Genomic DNA, 18,939 nt, shown 5'->3' with positions numbered 1-18,939 from the left:
CGTTTACGCCGAAGGGCCCGCCCGACTGGAGTGTCGGGCGGGCCCTTCATGGCTGTGCGTCAGCCGTTGCGCTTCCAGCGCGGCTTGTCGTCGCGGCGGCCGAACGAACCCGTGCCGGAGCCGGAGCGGTCGTCACGGCGGTTGTACGACGGGCGGTCGTGGCCGCCGGAGCGGTAGCCGCCCGAGGGACGGTCGTCGCGGCGGTCGCGGTTGAACGGACGGTCGCTGCCGCGGTGGCCGCCGGACGGGCGGTCGTCACGGCGGAAGCCGCCCGAGGGACGGTCGTCGCGGCGGAAGCCGCCACCGCGGTTGTCGTCGCGGCGGTCACGGCTGAAACCGCCACCACGGTTGTCGTCACGACGCTCGTCGCGACGGAAGCCGCCACCACGGTTGTCGTCACGACGGTCACGGCTGAAACCACCGCCACGGTTGTCGTCACGACGGTCACGGTTGAAACCGCCACCACGGTTGTCGTCGCGACGGAAGCCGCCACCGCGGTTGTCGTCGCGGCGGTCACGGCTGAAGCCACCGCCACGGTTGTCGTCACGACGGTCACGGCTGAAGCCGCCACCACGGTTGTCGTCACGGCGCTCGTCGCGACGGAAGCCGCCACCACGGTTGTCGCCACGGCGGTCGCGCTCGTAGTTGCCGCGCTCGTCGCGCTGCGGACGACGGTTGTCGTACGAGGAGGAACGCTCGGCGGCGGGGGCCGGCTGCTCCGGCACCGACACGGCGGCGGCCTCGACGATCGCCTCCGCGGCGGCGGTGGCCTCGGCGACCGCCACCTCCGGGTCGTCACCGCGCTCGCGGGCGGCACGCGCGGTGAGGCGGTCGGCCTCCTCGCGCAGCTCGGCGGCGCGGCGCGTGGCGCGCTCCAGCTCCTTGGTGAGGTCCTTGACCTCACGCTCGGCCTGGGTCGCGGCGTTGCCCGCGGAGTCGGCCTGGACCTCGGTCATCGAGCGGGCGCCGGTGATCTCGGCGACCTCCGGGTCGAAGGTGCCGCCGCCGTTGATGATGTGGCGCGAGGCGTCGACGCCCGCGTCCTCCATGAGGCGGAAGATCTGGCGGCGCTGGTGCGGCAGCGAGAGCGAGACGACCGTGCCGGAGCGGCCCGCGCGGGCCGTACGGCCGGAGCGGTGCAGGTAGTCCTTGTGGTCGCCGGCCGGGTCCACGTTCAGGACCAGGTCGATGCCGTCGACGTGGATGCCGCGCGCGGCGACGTCGGTGGCGACGAGGGCGTTGACGTAGCCCTTCTTGAAGTCCTCCAGGACGCGGGTGCGGGCACCCTGCGTCATGCCGCCGTGCAGCGCGTCGGCCTTCACACCCGAGTCGCAGAGCTGCTCGGCGATGCGGTCGGCGCCCAGCTGGGTGCGGACGAAGATGATCGTGCGGCCCTTGCGGGCGGCGATGGCGGCGGTGACCGGCGCCTTGTCGCGCGGCTTCACGATCAGGATGTGGTGCGTCATGGTCGTGACGTTGCCCTGGGCGCTGTCGACCTCGTGCGTCACCGGGTTGGTCAGGTAGCGCTTGACCAGCGTGGAGATCTCGTTCTCCATCGTGGCCGAGAACAGCATGCGCTGGCCGCCGGACGGGACCTGGTCGAGCAGCTCGGTGACCTCGGGCAGGAAGCCCAGGTCCGACATCTGGTCGGCCTCGTCGAGGACGGCGATCTGGGTGTTCTCCAGCGAGCAGGCGCCGCGGTTGATGATGTCGCGCAGACGGCCCGGGGTGGCGACGAGGATGTCGACGCCGCGCTCCAGGGCGTAGATCTGGTTGCCCATCGACGTACCGCCGCAGACGACCTTCATCTTCAGGCCGAGCACGTCGCCGTACGGCTGGAGGGCGTCCGCGACCTGCATCGCGAGCTCACGCGTCGGCGTGAGGATGACGCCGCGGGGCTTCTTCTTCTCGGTGCGGCCCTCGGCGGCCAGCGTCGCCAGCATCGGCAGACCGAAGGAGAGGGTCTTGCCGGAGCCGGTGCGGCCGCGGCCGAGGATGTCCTTGCCGGCCAGGGCGTCCGGGATGGTCGCGGCCTGGATCGGGAAGGGGGTGGTCACGCCGTTCTGCGCGAGCTTGCGGACGACGCCCTCGGGCAGACCGAGGTCCGCGAAGGTGGTCTCGGGCTCGGCGTCGGCGTCGGCCTGGGAGGCGTCGGCCTCGGTGACGTCCTGGGCCTCGACGGTCTCGGCGATGTCGGCGGCGACGGCCTCTACGGCGTCGTTCTCGACGGACTCGACGATCTCGTTCTCGGGCAGGACGGCGTGGTCAGAACTGGAAATGGACATGCGAAATGCGAAACCTTCCGGAGTCTCGGCACGCGCCCGTCAACTCCGTGATTTCGCAATGGACCGCCTCTATGCGGTCAGCCACGGCAAGGGAGAGTACGCGCCACGCGGCGCTCTTCTGTGTCGGCGCCGGGCAAATGGGATCAAACGATCTACCACCATACGCACCCCCCACCCCGGATGGCAAACCGCCCCCTCCCAGAGGTACCCGGGAGGGGTGTCCACCCGCTGTCCACCTGCCCCCTCTAACGCGGCCCGACCTGCGGCGACGGCTCGCGGCCCACGATTTCCCCGTCCCGCCGCTGCAACTGCGCGTCCTGCCCCGAGCCCTCCGAGGACGACGGCTCCGGAGTGGTCGGATCCGGCGTCGGGGTCGGCGTGGGCTTCGGCGGGTCCGGCGTCGGGGTCGTCCGTGTCGGCGTGGGCCTCGGCCGTGTGGGGGCCGGCTTGCCCGGCCCGCCGGGCTTCGGCGGCCTCTCGGACTTCGTCGCCGACGAGGACTCCGAGGGCTCGGCGGCGCCCTGCTCCACCTCGCCGCCGCGGGACGACCGGCCCTTGCCCTTCTTCTTGCCCTTGCCGCGCCCGTCGGCCCGCCCGCGCTCGTCCTCCGGGTCGACGTCACCGCCCTGCGTCACGGGGCCGCCGTCGGGGGCGGCCGCACCGCCGTGCCGGCCCGCGGAACGGTCGGGCGCCGGGCCGTTCCCGTCGTCACCGATGCTCATGCAGCCCGCGGTCGCCGCTACGGCCACCGCGACCACGGCCCAACGGACGGGAACGTACAACTGGCGCACGGCCGAGCACCTCCTGAGGCGCTGAGAGCCTGCGTCATGACCCCGGCCGGATCAGTGGGCGTCGTCTGGTGCGTGCTCCCGCAAGGCGCCGGAGCGCCCTCGGTGGGGGTCCCCCCGGGCCCTTCAGGCCTGGGGGAGGAGCTACCAGGGCGTTTCGGCGACGCGGCGAGCGTGCGTGCCAGGCGGCGACCACCCGGCCGGGGTCATGACACAGGCTCTGCGAATCGAGACGCCCTGCCCAACTCCCGCGGCCCGCAAGAGGACACGGACCGCAACCCCCACAGGCCCGCCCCGCACTCCCGCCCGTACGCCCTCGCTCACACGTCCCCGGAACTCATCCGCGGGACCCGCGCCCGGTCACCCGTACCCGCTCACCCGTACCCCAGCGCGTGCAGCCGCTCGTCGTCGATCCCGAAGTGGTGGGCGACCTCGTGGACCACCGTGATCTCCGTCTCGGCGACGACGTCCTCGCGCGACTCGCACATGCGCAGCGTCGGCCCCCGGTAGATCGTGATGCGGTCCGGCAGCACCCCGGCGTACCACTCGCCCCGGTCGGTCAGCGGAGTCCCCTCGTACAGCCCGAGCAGCTCGGGGTCCTCGGCCGGCGGCTCGTCCTCGACGAACACGGCCACGTTGTCCATCAGCCGGGTCAACTCCGGCGGAATCCGGTCGAGCGCCTCGCCGACCAGTTCCTCGAACTCCTCGCGTGTCATCTCCAGCACACCCCCATTGTCAGCCACACCCCTCGTCCCGTCCCGGCATACCGACCGCCCCGGACGGGCATACGGGACCAATGGCCCGCGACGTCACGGTCGTCCTCCAGGGCGTACGCAGGGCGGGCCGCGCCCTCGTAGGCCACTACCGCGCTCGCCGCACCCACCCCGTCAACGAGCTGGTCAGCCCGCCCCACCCGTACGCCCGCGCCCTCGGCCTGATCACGGTCGTCCTGCTCGGCGCCTGGCTCGGGCTCCTCATCGTCGGCAGCGTGCGCGCGCCCGTTGGCCCGATGGACACCCGCATGACCCTGCGCCCCTCCGTCTCCGGCGGCACGAAGATCGACGTCTCGCCGCTCGGCGCCCTGGAACTCCGCTCCCACACGGCCCCCATCCGCCTGGACGTCGACGTGGACCGCCTGGACCCGGTCCGCTCCCAGGCCCTCGTCGACCACCCCGAGCGGCTCTCCGGCCTGGAGGACGAGGTGGCGCGCGACGTCGGCCACGGCACGCTCGACCTGGCCGTGCGCTCCTGCGTCGCCGTCGTCTCCGGCGCGACCGCACTCGGCCTGGCCGTCTACCGCCGCCCGCGCCGCGCCCTGGCGGCGGGCGGCCTCGCGCTCGCCCTCCTCGCCGCGTCCGGCACGGCCGCGTACGCCACCTGGAACCCGAAGTCCGTCCTGGAACCGAAGTTCTCAGGACTGCTCAGCAGCGCCCCCTCCGTCGTCGGCGACGCCCGCAGCATCGTCAGTGAATTCGACGTCTACCAGCAGGAGTTGGCGCGCCTGGTCACCAACGTCACCAAGCTCTACGACGTGACGTCCACGCTCCCCGCGTACCAGCCGGACCCCACCACGATGCGCGTCCTGCACGTCTCGGACATCCATCTGAACCCGGCGGGCTGGAAGATCATCTCGTCCCTCGTCGAGCAGTACGACATCGACGTCATCGTCGACTCGGGCGACACCATGGACCACGGCTCGGCCACCGAGAACGGCTTCCTGGACCCGATCGCGGACCTCGGCGCGCCCTACGTATGGGTGCGCGGCAACCACGACTCGCACACCACCCAGCGCTACCTGGAGCGCTTCAAGAACGTCCACGTCCTCGACGACGGCAGGGCCGAGACCGTCGCGGGCCTGCGCTTCGCCGGCATCGGCGACCCGCAGTACACGCCGGACCGCTCGGCGAAGACGGGCGGCGACGCGGTCGAGCACCTCGCGGGGATACGGCTCGCCTCCGCCCTGCGCGCCGAGAGCGCGGCGGGCACCCCGGTCGACGTGGCCGTCGCCCACAACCCGACGGCGGCGCGGGAGACCGACGGCGAGGTGCCGCTCGTCCTCGCGGGGCACGTCCACCACCAGGAGATGGAGGTCATGGAGAAGGGCACACGGCTGCGCATCGAGGGGTCGACGGGCGGCAGCGGGCTGCGGGCGGTCGAGGACAAGTACCCGGACCCGGTCGAGGCGTCGGTCCTCTACCTGGACCGTACGACCAAACGGCTGCAGGCCTGGGACGAGATCAGGCTGGGCGGCCTCGGCCTGACGAAGGCGGAGGTCAGCCGCCATCTCCCCAAGGAGAACCGCCCGGGCGCGCCCCCCGCTCCGACCTCCCCCGACCCCTCCTCCGACCGGTCCGCCGGGGGCCGGTCCCCGGGGCCCGGATAAGCGTTTTGGCGATACCTCCCCGCATCCCATATGCTTCTCACGTCCCCGACGCGCTGCAAAGCGCCCAGGCGGGCCTCTTAGCCCTCATCGTCTAGTGGCCCAGGACGCCGCCCTTTCAAGGCGGTAGCACGGGTTCGAATCCCGTTGGGGGCACGCAACACCTTGTGCGAGACTAGTGCTCGCACAACGCTTGGTCCTGTGGAGCAGTTTGGAGTGCTCGCCACCCTGTCAAGGTGGAGGCCGCGGGTTCAAATCCCGTCAGGACCGCTTGCAGATCGCTTCGGCGAACTGCGTGGCTGGGTAGCTCAGTTGGTACGAGCGATCGCCTGAAAAGCGATAGGTCGCCGGTTCGATCCCGGCCCCAGCCACTTCTTCCAGAAGCCCCGCCACCGGCGGGGCTTCTGTCGTTCCCGTCCCCCGTCACGCCCCCGCGTGGGCCGGCGCCGAGACCCGGCCGCCCGGATGGCGGTGCCGCCAGACCCAGAACACCGTCGAGGACACCAGCGCCCACGCGCCGAGCACCAGGAACGGGAACGCGTGCTGGTGGCCGCCGAAGTAGACCGCCGTGTGCTGCGCGTTCACCGACGCCCCCGGCGGCAGCCACTGGCCGATGTGGCCGAGCACCGAGGGGAGCAGCGGCCACGACACCGCGCCGCCGGACGACGGGTTCCCGAGGAGCACCATCAGGCCCCACGTCGGGATCATCGCCCAGCGCCCGAACAGCGTGTTGAACATCGTGAAGACCATGCCCGACGCGAACATCGTCAGCGCGAGGATCAGCCAGGACTCCACGAAGGGCAGATCCAGCGCGCCCAGCCACCAGTCGACGACCGCCGAGATGACGAACGCGCCGAGCAGCGCGTAAAGGATGGTGAACCCGATCCGCTCGGCCGGGTTCAGGCCGCGCGCGTGGACGCTCAGCTGGATGGCTCCCACGAAGCCGATGATCACGGCGGCGAGGGAGATGTAGAAGATGGCGAGGCCCCGCGGGTCGCCCTCCTGGAGCGGCTTGATGTCCTTCACCGTGACGGGGACGCCGACCTTCTCGCCGACCTTCGGCGCGGTCTCCGCGAGCACCTGCGCGACGGAGGCGCCGGACGCCCCGGAGACGTCCAGCGTCACCTTGCCGCCGCCGCGGGCCACGTCGAGGATCGCGAAGACCTTCTGTTCCTCCACGTCCAGCCTGGCCGCTTCCCGGTTGTCGTACCGGTGCACCTCCAGGGAGGCGTTCAGGGCCTTCTCCATGCCGTCGAGGAAGGCCTTGCCGCGGGCCGAGTCGCCCTTGTCCGTGGTGTCGACCACCGCGGTGGGGATGTGGTGCGGGGTCGGCTTCGCCATGGAGAACGTGTACGAACCGGCGAAGAGCCCGGCGGCGGCCGCCAGGATGAACACCAGCACGATCGCGGGCAGGAAGGGCGACTGCTTGAACGCGTCCCACCGCTCGCTCCGGGTGGGAACGCGCCCGTGCGCGCCGTGCTGGTGCGGCTCGTGCTGGTGTGCACCGTCCTGGTGCGGCTCCGGTTCATGATCAGGCATACGAATACGCTAAACCACGTATACACATCCTTCTCACTTGGTAACGGGCGAATCCTCGCTAACGGGCGATTCGGGCGCACTGCCCTCGCGCCTGCGCCACGCGCGTGCCCCGAGCACGGCCCCCACCAGCACCACGACCCCCACGAGCAGCACCGAGTCCGGCACCGCCCGGCCGAGGTCCCCCGCCCACTGCTCCGCCGCGAACGAGTCGTCCACGCCGAGCAGGCCGGGCAGCGCCGTCGTCCCGTCGTACACGAGGAACAGCGCGCCCAGAGCGATGAAGAACAGGCCGGACAGCAGGGACGTCGTGTGCAGTTCGAACCGTCCGAGCCGGAACGTCCGGCCCCGCAGCCACCTGCGCCGCCCCAGGTCGAACCGCTCCCAGAGGAGGGCGAGCACGAAGAGGGGCACGGCCATCCCCAGCGCGTACACGGCGAGCAGCAGCCCCCCGTACACCGGGCTTCCGCTCACCGCGGCCACCGTCAGGACGCTGCCGAGGATCGGCCCCGCGCAGAACCCGGCGAGCCCGTACACCGCGCCCAGCGCGTACACGGAGAACGCCGTGGTCGGGCGGATGCGGCCGGAGAGCTCCGCCATCCGCCGCGAGGCGAAGCCCATGCCGAGGATCTGGAGCACGCCGAGCCCGATGATCAGCCAGCCCGCGGCGAGCACCAGCTGGTCGCGGTGGCCGAAGAAGAACCGCCCGGCGTAGGACCCGGCGGCGCCGAGCGGCACCAGGGTCGTCGCGAGTCCCGCGTAGAAGATGCCGGTGCGCGCGACGAGGCGCGAGGTGGAGTCGATCGAGTAGGCGAAGAAGGCGGGCAGGAGCAGTGCGCTGCACGGGCTGATCAGGGCGAGGAGGCCGCCCAGGAACGCGGCGAAGTACCCGACGTCGGCGGTCACTCGGAACCGCCGCCCTTGCCCTTGCCGGCCGCCTTCGCGCTCTTCGCCGCCGACTCGATGGCCTGGTGGAAGACCTGGTCCGGCTGGGCACCCGAGACGGGCCGCCCGTTGATCACGAAGGAGGGCGTCGCGGCGGCGCCGAGGCCGTACGCCTCCTCCTGGTCCTTCTGCACGGCGCTCTTGGCCGCGTCGCTGCCCGCGTCGGTGACGAACTTGTCGACGTCCTCGACCCCGGCGTCCTTGGCGAGCTCCTTCAGACGGCCGTCGCCGAAGCCCTTCTCCTTGGACCCCTCGGCGTACGCGGCCTCGTGGAACTGCCAGAAGCGCCCCTGCCTGCCCGCCGCCCACGCGGCGCGCGCGGCGCGCTCGGAGTCCGCGCCGAAGATCGGGAAGTTGCGCCATTCGATGCGCAGGGTGCCCTCGTCGACGTACTTCTTCACGAGGCCCGGCTCGGTGTCGCGGGCGAACTTGCCGCAGAAGCCGCACTTGAAGTCGGCGTACTCGACCATCACGACGGGTGCGTCGGCGCGGCCCTGCGCGAGCGGGTCCTTGGCGTCGCGCCGGGCGAGCTTCTCCAGCTCGGGGTAGACACCGGCCTGCGACTCGGTGGAGGGCGCGGCGCCCGCGGCCTCCTCCTTGACGGTGCCGCCGCCGGAGGAGCCGGCGGGCTTGGTCGCCGTGTACGAGGCGACGCCGAGCAGCACTGCGGCGACGGCGACACCCGCGCCGATGGCGATGTTGCGGCTCTTGTTGCTGCTGTTCTGAGGCTTGCTGCCGTTCTTGGGCACGGAAGTGCTCTCTCTTGTCCTGTTGTACGTCGGTGACGTCGGTGAAGGGGCCCCTGAAGTCAGGGGCCTCCTACACGCGCAGGATCGAGAGATCTATCGGTGAGGGCGGAGTGAGTGCGGGCGGTGCCCGGCCCGGTGCCACCAGGAGCACGGCCTGGTCGGCGCCCCACGAGCCGGACGCGGCCCGGGTGTCGTGCAGCGCGGGCAGCAGTTCGTACGCCGTTCCGGGGCGCTGCGGGGTGCCCGGCGTCTGGTCGGCGTCGCGGTCGGTGCCCTTGCCGCAGCCGGGCGAGCCCTGCACGTCGGCCGCCTGGGCGGCGAACGCCTCGGCGGCCGCGGTGGCCTCGACGGCCGTGGCCACCGGCTGCTGCGCGGCGGCCGCGGGTCCGCAGAACATCCCGAGCCCGAGCACGACGAGGAAGACCACCGCGAGGGGGCTCCAGGTCGTGCGCGTGCGGGTCGGCATGCCCGGAATCGTACGTGCAAGGGCGCCCCGCCAGAGAAATCGGTTCGCCACTGCCGAGTCGCGGGTGAGATCCTGGACGCCGTATGTCTACGCAGCCCGCCCTTGCCCTCGACGCCCTCGCCCCCCGACTCTCCGAGCTGTCGCTGCGCGACGAGCACCGGATCGGCCGGCGGCTGGAGGGTGCCCGCCGCATCCGTAAGCCCGAGGCCCGTGCCGCCGTCCTCGCCGAGATCGCGGCGGACGTGGAGAAGGCCGAGGCGCGGATGGCCGAGCGCGGCTCCCGCATGCCCGCGATCACGTATCCGGAGCAACTCCCGGTCAGCCAGAAGAAGGACGAGATCGCCGAGGCGATCCGCGACCACCAGGTCGTGATCGTCGCCGGTGAGACCGGTTCGGGCAAGACCACGCAGATCCCCAAGATCTGCATGGAGCTCGGCCGGGGCGTGCGCGGCATGATCGGCCACACGCAGCCCCGCCGCATCGCGGCCCGCACGGTCGCCGAGCGCGTGGCGGATGAGCTCAACACCCCGCTGGGCGAGGCCGTCGGCTGGAAGGTCCGCTTCACCGACCAGGTCGGCGCGGACACGTTCGTGAAGCTGATGACGGACGGCATCCTGCTCGCCGAGATCCAGACGGACCGCGAGCTGCGCGCGTACGACACGATCATCATCGACGAGGCCCACGAGCGGTCGCTCAACATCGACTTCCTGCTCGGTTATCTCGCGCAGCTGCTGCCCAAGCGCCCGGACCTGAAGGTCGTGATCACCTCCGCGACCATCGACCCGGAGCGTTTCTCGCGGCACTTCGGGGACGCGCCGATCGTCGAGGTCAGCGGACGCACGTATCCCGTGGAGGTGCGTTATCGCCCGCTCCTCGAAGAGGACAGCGAAGAGAGCGACCGCGACCAGATCACCGCGATCACGGACGCCGTCGAGGAGCTCCAGGCCGAGGGCAAGGGCGACATCCTCGTCTTCCTCTCCGGAGAGCGCGAGATCCGCGACACGGCGGACGCGCTGAACAAGAAGAACCTCCGGTTCACCGAGGTCCTCCCTCTCTACGCCCGGCTCTCGCACGCCGAGCAGCACCGCGTCTTCCAGCAGCACACCGGGAGACGCATCGTCCTCGCGACGAACGTGGCGGAGACCTCGCTGACCGTCCCCGGCATCAAGTACGTGATCGACCCGGGCACGGCCCGCATCTCCCGCTACAGCCACCGCACGAAGGTGCAGCGCCTGCCCATCGAGGCGATCAGCCAGGCCAGCGCCAACCAGCGCAAGGGCCGCTGCGGGCGTACGTCGGACGGCATCTGCATCCGGCTGTACAGCGAGGACGACTTCGTCTCGCGCCCCGAGTTCACGGACGCCGAGATCCTCCGTACGAACCTCGCGTCCGTCATCCTCCAGATGACGGCGGCCGGCCTCGGCGACATCGAGAAGTTCCCCTTCATCGACCCGCCGGACCACCGCAACATCCGCGACGGCGTGCAGCTCCTCCAGGAGCTGGGAGCGCTCGACCCGGCGCAGAAGGACCCGAAGAAACGGCTCACCCAACAGGGCCGCAAGCTCAGCCAGCTCCCCGTCGACCCGCGCCTGGCCCGGATGGTCCTGGAGGCCGACAAGAACGGCTGCGTGCGCGAGGTCATGGTGATCGCCGCGGCCCTCTCCATCCAGGACCCGCGCGAGCGCCCGGCGGAGAAGCAGGCACAGGCCGACCAGCAGCACGCCCGCTTCAAGGACGAGACGAGCGACTTCCTCGCCTTCCTCAATCTGTGGCGGTACGTGAGGGAGCAGCAGAAGGAGCGCGGTTCCTCCTCCTTCCGGCGTATGTGCAAGGCGGAGTACCTGAACTTCCTGCGCATCCGCGAGTGGCAGGACATCTACACGCAGCTGCGCACGGTCGCCAAGCAGATGGGCATCCACCTCAACGAAGAGGACGCCCCCGAGCAGCACGTGCACATCTCCCTCCTCGCCGGCCTCCTGTCCCACATCGGGATGAAGGACGTGAAGGAGTCCAAGGACAGCGACCCCAAGCAGCGGGGTGGCGGGCGCAACGAGTACCTGGGCGCCCGCAACGCCAAGTTCGCCGTCTTCCCCGGCTCCGCGCTCTTCAAGAAGCCCCCGCGCTTCATCATGTCCGCCGAGCTGGTGGAGACCTCGCGCCTGTGGGCCCGGGTGAACGCCCGCATCGAGCCGGAGTGGGTCGAGCCGCTCGCCCAGCACCTCCTGAAGCGCACGTACAGCGAACCGCACTGGGAGAAGGACCAGGCGGCGGTCATGGCGATAGAGAAGGTCACGCTCTACGGCGTCCCGATCGTCACCGACCGCAAGGTGAACTACGGCCGCATCGACCCCGAGGTCTCCCGCGACCTGTTCATCCGCAACGCGCTGGTCGAGGGCGACTGGCGCACGCACCACAAGTTCTTCGCCGCCAACCGCAGGCTCCTGACCGAGGTCGAGGAGCTGGAGCACCGGGCCCGGCGCCGCGACATCCTCGTCGACGACGAGACGCTCTTCGACTTCTACGACCAGCGGGTCCCCGAACACGTCGTGTCGGGGGCGCACTTCGACTCCTGGTGGAAGAAGAAACACCGCGAGGAGCCGGAGCTGCTCGACTTCGAGCGGTCGATGCTGATCAACGAGAAGGCGCAGGACGTCTCCAAGGACGACTACCCCGACTCGTGGCGGCAGGGGCAGCTCAAGTTCAAGGTGACGTACCAGTTCGAGCCGGGCGCGGACGCGGACGGCGTGACGGTCCACATCCCGCTCCAGGTCCTGAACCAGGTCACGGACGAGGGCTTCGACTGGCAGATCCCGGGCCTGCGCGAGGACGTGGTCATCGAGCTGATCCGCTCCCTGCCCAAGCCGATCCGCCGCAACTACGTGCCCGCGCCGAACTTCGCGAAGGCGTTCCTGGAGCGTGCGGTGCCGCTGCAGGAGCCGCTGCACGTCACCCTGGCGCGCGAGCTCCAGCGGATGGTCGGCGTGCCGGTCTCGCCGGACGACTTCGACCTGACGCGCGTGCCCGACCACTTGAAGATCACGTTCCGGATCACCGACGAGCGGCGCAAGAAGCTCGCCGAGGACAAGGACCTGGAAGCCCTGAAGGTCCGGCTGAAGCCGAAGGCCCGCAAGGCGCTCTCGCAGGCGGCCGCGGCGACGGCCGAGCGGACGGGCGGGGCGGCCGTGGAGCGCACGGGCCTCACGGACTGGACGCTCGGCACCCTCACGCGCGTCTTCGAGACGCGCCGCGCGGGCCAGCCGGTGAAGGCGTACCCGGCGCTGGTCGACGACGGCGACACCGTCTCCGTACGCCTCTTCGACACGGAGGCGGAGCAGCTCCAGGCCATGTGGCGGGGCATGCGGCGCCTCATCCTGCGCAACATCCCCGTCAATCCGGCCAAGTTCGCCTCGGACAAGCTGAGCAACCAGCAGAAGATCGCCCTGTCCGCGAACCCGCACGGCTCCGTGCAGGCCCTCTTCGCCGACTGCGCGATGGCCGCCGCGGACAAGCTGATCGCGGACTTCGGCGGGCCCGTCTGGGACGAGGAGTCGTACCGCAAGCTCTTCGACAAGGTGCGGGCGGAGATCGTCGACACGACCGTGCACGCGGTCGGGCAGGTGCAGCAGGTCCTGGCCGCCTGGCAGGCGTGCGAGCGCCGGCTGAAGTCGTCGAAGAGCCCGACGCTCCTCGCGAACCTCGCGGACGTGCGGGAGCAGCTGAACTCCCTCATCAAGCCGGGCTTCGTGACGGAGACCGGGCTGCGGCGGCTGCCGGACCTGATGCGGTACATGGTCGCGGCGGACCGGCGCCTGCAGCAGATGCCGACGAACGTCCAGCGGGACACCTCTCGCATGGAGAAGGTCCACGAGATGCGCGACGAGTACCTGTGGCTGCTCGAACAGATGCCGCAGGGCAGGCCGGTGCCGCAGGAGGTCCTGGACATCCGCTGGATGCTCGAGGAGCTCCGCGTCAGCTACTTCGCGCACGCGCTGGGCACGGCGTACCCCGTCTCGGACAAACGGATCGTGAAGGCGATCGACGCGGCGGTGCCGTAACCGGGCGACCGCACAGGGTGAGTTCGACCGCTGGGCCTGCGCTGCTGTACAGTCTCATCTCGCAGCACAACGCAACACCAAGTGCCGCGAGCAAGGTCCTGTGGAGCAGTTTGGAGTGCTCGCCACCCTGTCAAGGTGGAGGCCGCGGGTTCAAATCCCGTCAGGACCGCAGCAAAAGAGGGGCCGCACCGTCAAGGTGCGGCCCCTCCTGCGTTCCCGGCCCACTCCGAGGCCGCGCCCGCGGCGGAGCCGCAACCAGACACAGCAAATCCCGTCAGGGCCGCAGTAAAAGAAGGGCCGCACCCAAGGTGCGGCCCCTCTTCGTGTGTCTGTGGATGCGGCCCGTTGTGGTGCCCGCATCTTGACTCCGTCACATTCCGCCGGTACCCCGGACACCAGGGAGCCGCGGGAGGCTCCCCAGGAGGTGACGCATGTCCGCTTCTCCGGCATCCGCGCGGCACGAGACGCGCGCCCTGCTGCGCGCGCACCTCGCCGCGGCCACCAGATACCGCCACGTGACCCGGCACTGCCCGATCTGCCACCGACTGCTGAGGCTCGCCCTGGAGCCCTCTCAGCGCGCCTCCGGGGGGCGCGAGGCCCCCGAGGCGGCCTTCGTGCGCGAGAGCGCCGCAGCCGCCCGCACCGAGGCCGGGGACGAAAGTCCCCCCGACGCATGACCAAAGACGCCGCGCGAGCCCCCGGCCCGGTGGGAGGCTGAGAGGCGTAGGGCGGCACACGGCTTCGCGGAGCGCCACGACCCCTCTAGCGCAGGGGTGTCGTGCGCAACAAGCTTCACGACGTGTGACGGGTGTCACCGAACAAGTTTCAGGAACCCCGGAACTTACACCCTCCCTACAACGGGCCAATTTAATATGTGCAATTGCACCACCCCCGAGGCTCGCCCCCGGCTCTCCCCTCAGGGCCCCGCCCGAGACCCCCCAGAGACCAACAAGGGCGCTCAGACCCCGCCCACCAGCGCGTCCTCGGCACACAAAAAAGATCGCGCTGGACCCGGCGGAGTCCAGCGCGATCGAAAACGACGCACCCAAGTGAGTCAGGCGTGGGCCCCGTTGGGGCAAGACCCTCGTCGCGTGTAGCCATATGTCGGACGTACGGCCAGGTTGGGGGACCCGGCAGCAGTGGTGCTCTTCGCCCGAGTTGTGCGGGTTACTGCAGGTTGAGCGGTACGTCAGGCCTCGCTGCGCTGCTGCGGAATACCCGCGAGCAGTGCGCGGACCTCAGCCTCGCGGTACCGGCGGTGTCCGCCGAGCGTGCGAATCGACGTGAGCTTGCCAGCCTTGGCCCAGCGCGTCACCGTCTTCGGGTCGACGCGGAACATCGTGGCGACCTCAGCCGGGGTCAGCAGCGGCTCGGCATCAGGGGTGCGAGCGGTCATGAGCGGCCTCCTCGGGAGAACCGAACCTTCTCGGTTCATTCCTCTAAATTCTGCACCTTGACCCGCGTTGCCCGAAATGGCGGACGCGAGTCGAGTCGGTTATAGGACGAACGGCTTGTCCTCGGCACTACAACTACACCATCCGTCCAGCCGCGTCGGCCAAACCGATGGAATTGCCCTCCCAGGTGTTCATCACCGACGGAAGCCGATGGACCATGCCATAGCGGACAGTCACGCCACAGTGACGATCAGTCACAGAGCGATCAGGAGTCAACAGACCCCCCATAGAGTGCAATGCTGAGCATTCCGCCCGTAGTTGGGCGGAAGGAGCCCTCCCCGGACTCCTTGTCCTATTTTGGCACGAGGAGGGGTGATGGGCGCAAGGGTGCAGTTAGTGCGGTCCGTCACGCTTGAGGCAAAGGCCCGGATCGGGACCTACGTCCTGACGCCGGGGCGACCAGAGGACTCAGTTCGCGAACTGAAGGTCCCGAACCGCCCGCCATCGCTCCACGAGCCTTGCATACGCCTCGCCGGCCGCCTCGCCGTCGCCGGCGCGCAGCGCCTCGATTCCCTCGGCGACGTCCGCCGCCGAGTGGTCCTCGTCGAGCTCGTCGGCGGAGACCGCGTGCACGAGCCCGCCGTAGTCGAGCTCGACCAGGGAGCGGGGGTGGAACTCCTCCAGCCACCGGCCGACGTCCACGAGCCCCTCGATGATCGGCCCCTCGTCCAGCGCGTCCCGCAGCGCCCGCAGCCCGCGCGCGACCCGGCGGCGCGCCTGCACCATCGGCGTGCGGTAGCGGAGCCCCGGCGGCTCCCCCTTCTCGTGGCTGCGCTCGTCGTCGGAGACGAGCACGAACCAGTGCAGCGGCACCTGCCACGTCGACGTACGGATCCAGGGGCGCGCGTCGGGGTTGCGCGCCAGCCACTGTTCGTAGTCCGCCACCGTCTGGCGGCGGAGCACCGGGGGCAGCACCGCGTCCAGGACCGACGGGGGCAACTGGCCCGCCAGCTCCTCCATCGCCTGCCAGCCCCGCAGCCGGGTCCGCCAGGGACAGACGTGCAGCACTCCGTCGACCTCGGCCACGAACGCGTCGTCGCTCTCGTGCACCGGCACGGGCACCGGGGGCGTGGGCAGCAGGTCCGCCAGCGAGCGGCGGAGTTCGTCCTGACAGGAGGGCAGGTCGGGGCGGCGGGCGTAGCGCGCCCAGTGGCCGCGCTCCGGCTCGGGGAAAGCGGCCAGCGGCTCGTACACACGCAGGTAGGACGCGTACGGGACCGTCACCGAAGACACCTTGGGCACGGCTCCTCTCTCCCCCGCGGACGCGCCGGAAAACGTGATCCTCGGCACCGGGAGGCCAAGGCCGGTGGACAGCCTCTAGTCTCATGCCCATCGGGCCCCCGCCACCCGTACGGGAGCCCTCCCAACCGCCGCACTTGACCGGGAGTCACCACAGTGACCGAAGCAGACAACGGCGTCCTGCACACCCTGTTCCACTCGGACCAGGGAGGCCACGAGCAAGTAGTGCTCTGCCAGGACCGCGCCAGCGGCCTCAAGGCCGTCATCGCCATCCACAGCACCGCCCTGGGCCCCGCCCTCGGCGGCACCCGCTTCTACCCGTACGCGACCGAGGAAGAGGCCGTCGCCGACGTCCTGAACCTGTCGCGCGGGATGTCGTACAAGAACGCCATGGCCGGCCTCGACCACGGCGGCGGCAAGGCCGTGATCATCGGCGACCCGGACCGGATCAAGAGCGAGGAGCTGCTGCTCGCCTTCGGCCGCTGCGTCGCCTCGCTCGGCGGCCGCTACGTGACGGCCTGCGACGTCGGCACGTACGTCTCCGACATGGACGTCGTGGCGCGTGAGTGCCGCTGGACCACCGGCCGCTCCCCCGAGAACGGCGGCGCGGGCGACTCCTCCGTGCTCACCGCGTTCGGTGTCTACCAGGGCATGCGGGCCAGCGCCGAGCACCTGTGGGGCGACCCGTCGCTGCGCGGGCGCAAGGTCGGTGTGGCGGGCGTCGGCAAGGTGGGCCACCACCTGGTCGAGCACCTCCTGGAGGACGGCGCCGAGGTCGTGATCACGGATGTCCGCGAGGAGTCGGTGACCCGGATCGTCCACAAGCACCCGTCGGTGACGGCGGTGGCGGACACCGAGGCGCTGATCCGGACCGAGGGCCTCGACATCTACGCGCCCTGTGCGCTGGGCGGCGCGCTGAACGACGACTCCGTGCCCGTCCTCACCGCGAAGGTGGTGTGCGGCGCCGCGAACAACCAGCTCGCGCACCCGGGTGTGGAGAAGGACCTGGCCGACCGGTCGATCCTCTACGCGCCGGACTACGTGGTGAACGCGGGCGGCGTGATCCAGGTCGCCGACGAGCTGCACGGCTTCGACTTCGACCGGTGCAAGGCGAAGGCGTCGAAGATCTTCGACACCACGCTTGCCATATTCGCTCGCGCAAAGGAGGACGGCATCCCGCCGGCCGCGGCGGCCGACAGGATCGCCGAACAGCGCATCTCCGAGGGGCGCTGACGCGCGCCGAAACAGTCCGGAATTCGATGCTCCGGCACTGTGTGACGTTTTGACAGGGCCCCGTCGACGTACAGGAGAGACAAGACTCACCCCCGTCGGCGGGTCGCCCGCCAAGAAGAGGTTAAAATCGCAGTTGACCAGCGAGGAAGGGGCTCCTCGAGGGTCGTGCGCCGAGGCGCGTCCTGCGGGCGACGTACCGTATGGCCGCAGGAGCAGGTACCGTGGAAGCCCTACGGACCGGTCTCTCCACGGAGAGTCCGTTCCAGATCATGAACGCGTGTCAAGACTCTGGGGCCGTCGAGCCCCGTATCCGAGGGGGTCGAGCCATGGGGCGCGGCCGGGCAAAGGCCAAGCAGACGAAGGTCGCCCGCCAGCTGAAGTACAGCAGCGGCGGGACTGATCTGTCGCGTCTGGCCAATGAGCTGGGCGCTTCGACTTCGCAACAGCCGCCGAATGGCGAGCCGTTCGAGGACGACGACGAGGAAGACGACCCGTACGCCCAGTACGCGGATCTGTACAACGACGACGAGGACGAGGACTCCGACGAGTCCGGTCCGTCGTCGCAGCGCCGCGGCGCTTGACCTCGTTGCATACGCAGCATTTGTTGCCTACGCAGTATTCGCAGTTCTCATAGCAACTGCACTTCACCCGGTCCGGGGTGGTCACCACACCGGACCGGGTTTTGTGCTGCCCGGATGCTGCCCCGGAGGGCAGCACCAGCGTCCCTACTTGGCGTAGTCACCGATCAGGGCGGCGCCCGTCGCGTGCTCGCCGCGGTCCGTGATCTCGCCCGCGACCCAGGCGTCCACGCCGCGGTCCGCGAGGGTGGTGAGCGCCGCGTCCGCCGACTCCTCGGGGACGATCGCGATCATGCCGACGCCCATGTTCAGCGTCTTCTCGAGCTCCAGGCGCTCGACCTGACCGACCTGGCCGACCACGTCGAAGACCGCGCCGGGGGCCCACGTCCCGCGGTCCACGACGGCGTGCAGGCCGTCCGGGATCACCCGGGCGAGGTTGGCCGCGAGGCCGCCGCCCGTGACGTGGCTGAAGGCGTGGACGTCCGTGGTGCGGGTGAGCGCCAGACAGTCCAGGGAGTAGATCTTGGTGGGCTCCAGGAGCTCCTCGCCGAGCGTGCGGCCGAACTCCTCGACCTGGCGGTCCAGGGCCCAGCCCGCGCGGTCGAAGACCACGTGCCGGACGAGCGAGTACCCGTTCGAGTGAAGACCCGATGACGCCATGGCGATCACCGCGTCACCCTTACGGATGCGATCGGGGCCGAGGAGACGGTCGGCCTCGACCGCGCCGGTGCCGGCGCCCGCGACGTCGAAGTCGTCCGGGCCGAGCAGGCCCGGGTGCTCCGCGGTCTCGCCGCCGACGAGCGAGCAGCCCGCGAGGACACAGCCCTCGGCGATGCCCTTCACGATCGCGGCGACACGCTCGGGGTGGACCTTCCCGACGCAGATGTAGTCGGTCATGAAGAGCGGCTCGGCGCCGCACACCACGATGTCGTCCATGACCATCGCGACGAGGTCGTGGCCGATGGTGTCGTAGACACCCATCTGGCGGGCGATGTCGACCTTCGTGCCGACGCCGTCGGTCGCGGAGGCGAGCAGCGGGCGTTCGAAGCGCTTCAGGGCGGAGGCGTCGAAGAGGCCGGCGAAGCCGCCGAGGCCGCCGAGGCCCGCGACCTCCGGGCGCTGGGTCTTCTTGACCCACTCCTTCATCAGCTCGACGGCGCGGTCGCCCGCTTCGATGTCTACGCCTGCTGCCGCGTAGCTGGCACCGGTGGTCTCAGACATGGGTGGTGAG

The 18,939-nt window shown here is 70.4% G+C and carries 15 protein-coding genes and 4 tRNA genes; 9 read left to right on the top strand and 10 right to left on the bottom strand.

Annotation, left to right across the window (positions count from 1 at the left end; genetic code table 11):
• Positions 1–59: 59 nt before the first annotated feature.
• From DEJ48_RS20740 to DEJ48_RS20730, 3 genes are all read right to left on the bottom strand, one after another.
• Complete coding sequence (locus DEJ48_RS20740) at positions 60–2,285, bottom strand: DEAD/DEAH box helicase (RefSeq protein WP_150217621.1); 2,226 nt, start codon at positions 2,283–2,285, stop codon at positions 60–62.
• Positions 2,286–2,530: 245 nt separating this feature from the next.
• Entirely contained in the window at positions 2,531–3,076 is a 546-nt protein-coding gene (locus DEJ48_RS20735) for a hypothetical protein (protein WP_150217620.1), read from the bottom strand.
• A 371-nt stretch (positions 3,077–3,447) separates the two neighbouring features.
• The gene (locus tag DEJ48_RS20730; RefSeq protein ID WP_055569865.1) at positions 3,448–3,798 is read right to left on the bottom strand and encodes a metallopeptidase family protein; all 351 of its coding nucleotides are present in this window, start codon (positions 3,796–3,798) and stop codon (positions 3,448–3,450) included.
• A 71-nt stretch (positions 3,799–3,869) separates the two neighbouring features.
• On the opposite strand from DEJ48_RS20730, the gene DEJ48_RS20725 reads away from it, so the two are divergent.
• From DEJ48_RS20725 to DEJ48_RS20710, 4 genes are all read left to right on the top strand, one after another.
• The gene (locus tag DEJ48_RS20725) at positions 3,870–5,456 is read left to right on the top strand and encodes a metallophosphoesterase (protein WP_150217619.1); all 1,587 of its coding nucleotides are present in this window, start codon (positions 3,870–3,872) and stop codon (positions 5,454–5,456) included.
• An 80-nt stretch (positions 5,457–5,536) separates the two neighbouring features.
• A tRNA-Glu gene (locus DEJ48_RS20720) sits at positions 5,537–5,609 on the top strand.
• A 39-nt stretch (positions 5,610–5,648) separates the two neighbouring features.
• Positions 5,649–5,723, top strand: a tRNA-Asp gene (locus DEJ48_RS20715).
• Between the two features lie 27 nt (positions 5,724–5,750).
• A tRNA-Phe gene (locus tag DEJ48_RS20710) sits at positions 5,751–5,824 on the top strand.
• Between the two features lie 52 nt (positions 5,825–5,876).
• Here the strand turns inward: DEJ48_RS20710 and DEJ48_RS20705 are convergent.
• From DEJ48_RS20705 to DEJ48_RS20690, 4 genes are all read right to left on the bottom strand, one after another.
• On the bottom strand, positions 5,877–6,992 hold the full coding sequence (locus DEJ48_RS20705; RefSeq protein WP_150217618.1) for a DUF3533 domain-containing protein: 1,116 nt from the start codon (positions 6,990–6,992) through the stop codon (positions 5,877–5,879).
• A gap of 33 nt (positions 6,993–7,025) precedes the next feature.
• The gene (locus DEJ48_RS20700; RefSeq protein WP_150217617.1) at positions 7,026–7,895 is read right to left on the bottom strand and encodes a cytochrome c biogenesis CcdA family protein; all 870 of its coding nucleotides are present in this window, start codon (positions 7,893–7,895) and stop codon (positions 7,026–7,028) included.
• Positions 7,892–8,683, bottom strand: coding sequence for a DsbA family protein (locus DEJ48_RS20695; protein ID WP_150217616.1), 792 nt, complete (start codon positions 8,681–8,683; stop codon positions 7,892–7,894). The genes DEJ48_RS20700 and DEJ48_RS20695 overlap by 4 nt, the downstream gene beginning before the upstream one ends.
• A 70-nt stretch (positions 8,684–8,753) precedes the next feature.
• A complete protein-coding gene (locus DEJ48_RS20690; protein ID WP_150217615.1) occupies positions 8,754–9,149 on the bottom strand; it encodes a hypothetical protein in 396 nt (131 codons plus the stop codon).
• An 83-nt stretch (positions 9,150–9,232) separates the two neighbouring features.
• On the opposite strand from DEJ48_RS20690, the gene hrpA reads away from it, so the two are divergent.
• From hrpA to DEJ48_RS20675, 3 genes are all read left to right on the top strand, one after another.
• Positions 9,233–13,204 (top strand): ATP-dependent RNA helicase HrpA, encoded by a 3,972-nt coding sequence (hrpA, locus tag DEJ48_RS20685; protein ID WP_150217614.1) that lies wholly within the window; start codon positions 9,233–9,235, stop codon positions 13,202–13,204.
• A 94-nt stretch (positions 13,205–13,298) separates the two neighbouring features.
• Positions 13,299–13,373: transfer RNA gene (locus DEJ48_RS20680), tRNA-Asp, on the top strand.
• A gap of 262 nt (positions 13,374–13,635) precedes the next feature.
• Positions 13,636–13,881 carry a DUF6274 family protein gene (locus DEJ48_RS20675; RefSeq protein ID WP_150217613.1) on the top strand — a complete coding sequence of 82 codons (246 nt, stop codon included), beginning with the start codon at positions 13,636–13,638 and terminating at the stop codon, positions 13,879–13,881.
• Positions 13,882–14,393: 512 nt separating this feature from the next.
• Here the strand turns inward: DEJ48_RS20675 and bldC are convergent.
• The gene (gene bldC, locus DEJ48_RS20670; RefSeq protein ID WP_003949541.1) at positions 14,394–14,600 is read right to left on the bottom strand and encodes a developmental transcriptional regulator BldC; all 207 of its coding nucleotides are present in this window, start codon (positions 14,598–14,600) and stop codon (positions 14,394–14,396) included.
• A gap of 466 nt (positions 14,601–15,066) precedes the next feature.
• Positions 15,067–15,900: a hypothetical protein gene (locus DEJ48_RS20665; protein ID WP_150217612.1), complete on the bottom strand. Its 834-nt coding sequence runs from the start codon at positions 15,898–15,900 to the stop codon at positions 15,067–15,069.
• Between the two features lie 153 nt (positions 15,901–16,053).
• Between DEJ48_RS20665 and DEJ48_RS20660 the strand changes: the two genes are divergently transcribed.
• Together DEJ48_RS20660 and DEJ48_RS20655 are read left to right on the top strand one after the other, a co-directional pair.
• The gene (locus DEJ48_RS20660) at positions 16,054–17,130 is read left to right on the top strand and encodes a Leu/Phe/Val dehydrogenase (protein WP_150217611.1); all 1,077 of its coding nucleotides are present in this window, start codon (positions 16,054–16,056) and stop codon (positions 17,128–17,130) included.
• Positions 17,131–17,456: 326 nt separating this feature from the next.
• Positions 17,457–17,711, top strand: coding sequence for a DUF3073 domain-containing protein (locus tag DEJ48_RS20655; protein ID WP_055568369.1), 255 nt, complete (start codon positions 17,457–17,459; stop codon positions 17,709–17,711).
• A gap of 144 nt (positions 17,712–17,855) precedes the next feature.
• Here the strand turns inward: DEJ48_RS20655 and purM are convergent, their stop codons facing one another.
• Positions 17,856–18,929 carry a phosphoribosylformylglycinamidine cyclo-ligase gene (gene purM, locus DEJ48_RS20650; RefSeq protein WP_150217610.1) on the bottom strand — a complete coding sequence of 358 codons (1,074 nt, stop codon included), beginning with the start codon at positions 18,927–18,929 and terminating at the stop codon, positions 17,856–17,858.
• Positions 18,930–18,939 lie beyond the last annotated feature (10 nt).

The organism is Streptomyces venezuelae, assembly GCF_008642315.1.
GTDB lineage: Bacteria > Actinomycetota > Actinomycetes > Streptomycetales > Streptomycetaceae > Streptomyces > Streptomyces venezuelae_D.
Note: the sequence above shows the minus strand (reverse complement) of the source record. Positions and strands in the feature narration are given on the sequence as shown.

Coding starts and splice junctions, on each gene's coding strand:
- bldC (WP_003949541.1), bottom strand. CDS start 14,600: ATGACCGCTCGCACCCCTGATGCCGAGCCGCTGCTGACCCCGGCTGAG.
- DEJ48_RS20655 (WP_055568369.1), top strand. CDS start 17,457: ATGGGGCGCGGCCGGGCAAAGGCCAAGCAGACGAAGGTCGCCCGCCAG.
- DEJ48_RS20740 (WP_150217621.1), bottom strand. CDS start 2,285: ATGTCCATTTCCAGTTCTGACCACGCCGTCCTGCCCGAGAACGAGATC.
- hrpA (WP_150217614.1), top strand. CDS start 9,233: ATGTCTACGCAGCCCGCCCTTGCCCTCGACGCCCTCGCCCCCCGACTC.
- purM (WP_150217610.1), bottom strand. CDS start 18,929: ATGTCTGAGACCACCGGTGCCAGCTACGCGGCAGCAGGCGTAGACATC.
- DEJ48_RS20675 (WP_150217613.1), top strand. CDS start 13,636: ATGTCCGCTTCTCCGGCATCCGCGCGGCACGAGACGCGCGCCCTGCTG.
- DEJ48_RS20690 (WP_150217615.1), bottom strand. CDS start 9,149: ATGCCGACCCGCACGCGCACGACCTGGAGCCCCCTCGCGGTGGTCTTC.
- DEJ48_RS20705 (WP_150217618.1), bottom strand. CDS start 6,992: ATGCCTGATCATGAACCGGAGCCGCACCAGGACGGTGCACACCAGCAC.
- DEJ48_RS20725 (WP_150217619.1), top strand. CDS start 3,870: ATGGCCCGCGACGTCACGGTCGTCCTCCAGGGCGTACGCAGGGCGGGC.